Annotated in this window: 3 protein-coding genes; 1 reads left to right on the top strand and 2 read right to left on the bottom strand. The window is 65.9% G+C overall.

Features of this window, described 5'->3' with window-relative positions; genetic code table 11:
* Positions 1–2: 2 nt before the first annotated feature.
* Positions 3–623, bottom strand: a complete 621-nt coding sequence (locus ACNPNP_RS17835) for a hypothetical protein (RefSeq protein WP_448964496.1) — start codon at positions 621–623, stop codon at positions 3–5.
* Entirely contained in the window at positions 623–1,243 is a 621-nt protein-coding gene (locus tag ACNPNP_RS17830) for a hypothetical protein (RefSeq protein ID WP_448967397.1), read from the bottom strand. The genes ACNPNP_RS17835 and ACNPNP_RS17830 overlap by 1 nt, the downstream gene beginning before the upstream one ends.
* A 227-nt stretch (positions 1,244–1,470) precedes the next feature.
* On the opposite strand from ACNPNP_RS17830, the gene ACNPNP_RS17825 reads away from it, so the two are divergent.
* Complete coding sequence (locus tag ACNPNP_RS17825) at positions 1,471–4,224, top strand: Clp protease N-terminal domain-containing protein (protein WP_448967396.1); 2,754 nt, start codon at positions 1,471–1,473, stop codon at positions 4,222–4,224.
* Positions 4,225–4,249: the final 25 nt, after the last annotated feature.

Genomic DNA, 4,249 nt, shown 5'->3' with positions numbered 1-4,249 from the left:
CATCACACCAGTCCTTCCGTCTCGCGCTGCAGGCGGATGCCGCGTCGGAACGCGGTGCCGATGAGGATCACCGACACGCCGACGGCGATGTACGGGAGCAACGCCCACGCTGCGGTCGGATGCACCGGTTCGGCGCCGGCGATGTCAAGCGCCTGGAGCACCCCACTGCGTCCCGCGGTATCGAGCGACAGAAGACCGCACGGAGCGAAGACGATCGTGCTGCCCGCGACCTCGAAGCTGCGCGCCGTGCCTTCGCTGAAGAACCGCCCTCGCAGGAAACTCCACGCGATGCGCATGACGCACGCGATCACGAGCAGTACCGCGAGGGTGACGAGTGCGAGAGAGGCGATGATGGCTGCGACCGACCACCCGTTCACGTTCGGCACGATCACCGTTACAGAAGAGACGATGCCAGCGATCGACCCCGCCCCTGAGTCGACGGTCGCCTCGACCGTCTGTTCGTCTGTATCGATCGTCCAGGCGATCCCCTCAGGGCGGAATGTGCTGACCACTCGCAGGCTGATCAGGATGCAGGCGATGACGGCGACGGAGATTCCGAGGAGCAGGACGTTGAAGGCATCGATCCGCTCGGAACGGATCGTGGTGGGGTCGGGCTCGATCATCACACCAGTCCTTCCGTCTCGCGCTGCAGCCGTCGACCGACCTCGAACGCCGTGCCCACGAGTGCCAGCGCGATGCCCCACCCGATCGACGCGGGGTTCAATTCGTACAGGAACATCCAGAACCCGTCCGTGTCGGCGCCGGATGCCGTGAGCTGCTCGACCGCCTGAGCACGAGCGATCGCACCCAGCAACGGTCCGATCATCCCCGTCACGATGAGAGCGAACGCGGCTGTCGCCAGCATCGGGACCATCGACCGCCGGAAAGCCCGCTGCCGGATCAGCGACAGCCCCAGCCACCACAGCGCAGCGCACATGATCACGGTCGCCACAGCAGGAAGCGCGGCCTCTGCGAGCAGCAGCCAGCGGGTTCCGGCATCCAGCGTCTCGAACGACACGAGCGACTGCGTGTACTCCGCCGCAGCGACCCCGTCCGCATCCGCAAGCGACGTCATCTCCGCGCCGTTCACAGGCAGGACCACCGCAACCGGTGAACCGAAGATCTCGAACCCTGCCCCCACGGCGCCGAAGATCGACGCGATCCCGATGCTCACAGCGCCTGTGGCGACCAGGCCCAACGCCACCGCTTCGCTGAAGGACGGGCGTCCGTCGCGCGTGTCCATGTGAACCTCCATATCGAATATCGTTGTTATCGACTTCCGTTAACATAACGACTGTCGATAATGCCGTCAACCCTCATCGACGCATCCGCTCGCCAGACGCCGTCGCGGGGTATGCCGACGGCGAACACGGGCTTATCGACCCCGATCGCTCGTTACTCTCGATGTACAGGCGCTGAAGAGCCGTCTGGCGTCAGTGCATTCGCCCCGTGCGAACCAAGGAGTTGACAATGTTCGAGAGATTCACAGACCGAGCCCGTCGTGTCGTCGTCCTCGCCCAAGAAGAGGCGAAGATGCTCAACCACAACTACATCGGCACCGAGCACATCCTGCTCGGCCTCATCCACGAGGGCGAAGGCGTCGCCGCCAAGGCTCTCGAGAGTCTGGGCATCTCCCTCGACGCCGTGCGCGAGCAGGTGCAGGACATCATCGGTCAGGGCCAGCAGCAGCCGACCGGCCACATCCCGTTCACGCCGCGCGCCAAGAAGGTGCTTGAGCTGAGCCTTCGCGAAGCGCTGCAGCTCGGCCACAACTACATCGGCACCGAGCACATCCTGCTCGGCCTCATCCACGAGGGCGAAGGCGTCGCCGCCAAGGCTCTCGAGAGTCTGGGCATCTCCCTCGACGCCGTGCGCGAGCAGGTGCAGGACATCATCGGTCAGGGCCAGCAGCAGCCGACCGGCCACATCCCGTTCACGCCGCGCGCCAAGAAGGTGCTTGAGCTGAGCCTTCGCGAAGCGCTGCAGCTCGGCCACAACTACATCGGCACCGAGCACATCCTGCTCGGCCTCATCCGCGAGGGCGAAGGCGTCGCAGCCCAGGTGCTCGTCAAGCTCGGCGCAGATCTCAACAAGGTGCGCCAGCAGGTCATCCAGCTGCTCTCCGGCGCCCCCGGCCGCGAGCCCGCCGCCGTCGGCGCGACCACGAACGACAGCCAGCAGGCCGCCCAGGGCGGATCCGCCGTGCTCGACCAGTTCGGACGCAACCTCACCCAGGCCGCCCGCGACAACAAGCTCGACCCGGTGATCGGGCGCGAGAAGGAGATCGAGCGGGTCATGCAGATCCTCTCCCGCCGCTCCAAGAACAACCCCGTCCTGATCGGCGAGCCCGGCGTCGGCAAGACGGCCGTCGTCGAGGGCCTCGCCCAGGCGATCGTCAAGGGCGACGTGCCCGAGACGTTGAAGGACAAGCAGCTCTACTCGCTCGACCTCGGCTCGCTCATCGCAGGATCCCGCTACCGCGGCGATTTCGAAGAGCGCCTGAAGAAGGTCACGAAGGAGATCCGCACGCGCGGCGACATCATCGTCTTCATCGACGAGATCCACACCCTCGTGGGTGCGGGTGCCGCCGAGGGCGCGATCGACGCGGCCAGCATCCTGAAGCCGCTCCTCGCCCGTGGCGAGCTGCAGACGATCGGTGCGACCACGCTCGACGAGTACCGCAAGCACTTCGAGAAGGATGCTGCGCTCGAGCGCCGCTTCCAGTCGATCCAGGTCGCCGAGCCGAGCCTGCCGCACACGATCAACATCCTCAAGGGACTGCGCGATCGGTACGAGGCGCACCACAAGGTGCAGATCACCGACGGCGCGATCGTTGCGGCGTCCAACCTCGCCGACCGCTACGTCGCCGACCGGTTCCTGCCGGACAAGGCCATCGACCTGATCGACGAGGCCGGCGCACGCCTGCGCCTGTCGATCCTGTCCAGCCCGCCAGAGCTGCGCGAATTCGACGACAAGATCGCCGCTGTGCGCGAGCAGAAGGAAGCGGCATCCGAGGAGCAGGACTTCGAGAAGGCCGCAGCCCTGCGCGATGAGGAGAAGAGCCTCCTCGCCGAGCGTCTGCGCCTCGAGAAGCAGTGGCGCTCCGGCGACGTCGCGACCGCAGCAGTGGTCGACGAGGGCCTGATCGCCGAGGTTCTCGCACAGGCCACCGGCATCCCGGTGTTCAAGCTGACGGAAGAGGAGTCGAGCAGGCTCGTCTTCATGGAGAAGGCGCTGCACCAGCGCGTCGTCGGGCAGGAAGAGGCCATCGCGGCGCTCTCCCGCACGATCCGTCGCCAGCGCGCCGGTCTGAAGGACCCGAAGCGCCCCTCTGGCTCGTTCATCTTCGCCGGCCCGACCGGTGTCGGAAAGACCGAGCTCGCCAAGGCGCTCGCCGAGTTCCTCTTCGACGACGAGGGCGCACTGATCTCGCTCGACATGAGCGAGTTCGGTGAGAAGCACACCGTCTCCAGGCTGTTCGGCGCCCCTCCAGGGTTCGTCGGCTTCGAAGAGGGCGGCCAGCTCACCGAGAAGGTGCGCCGCAAGCCGTTCTCGGTCGTGCTGTTCGACGAGATCGAGAAGGCGCACCCCGACATCTTCAACTCGCTGCTGCAGATCCTCGAAGAGGGTCGGCTCACCGACGGTCAGGGTCGCGTGGTGGACTTCAAGAACACGGTCATCATCATGACGACCAACCTCGGATCGTCCGCGATCGCCGGAGGACCTGTCGGCTTCCAGATCGAGGGCAACGCGCAGACGAGCTACGAGCGGATGAAGGGCAAGGTCGACGAAGAACTCAAGCGGCACTTCAAGCCCGAGTTCCTCAACCGCGTCGACGACGTCATCGTGTTCCCGCAGCTGTCGAAGGAAGAGCTCGTGCAGATCGTCGATCTGTTCGTCAAGCGCCTCAGCGACCGTCTGCTCGACCGTGACATGACCGTGGAGCTGTCGCAGTCGGCCAAGGAGCGTCTGATCGAGATCGGTTTCGACCCTGCACTCGGTGCCCGCCCGCTGCGTCGTGCGATGCAGCGCGAGATCGAGGACCAGCTGTCCGAGAAGATCCTCCACGGTGAGCTCAACCCCGGCGACCACGTGAAGGTGGATGCTGCGGACGGCAAGTTCCAGTTCGAGACCAGCGCCCGCGGCGAGAAGGTCTCGGTCGGCATCAACACCGGCGGAGCGATCACCTCGAGCCCCGACCTGGCGGCGGCTTCGGGCGAGTAACCCCTGCATGTGAGAAGGGCGGGTG

Source organism: Microbacterium xerophyticum, from assembly GCF_053543555.1.
Note: the sequence above shows the minus strand (reverse complement) of the source record. Positions and strands in the feature narration are given on the sequence as shown.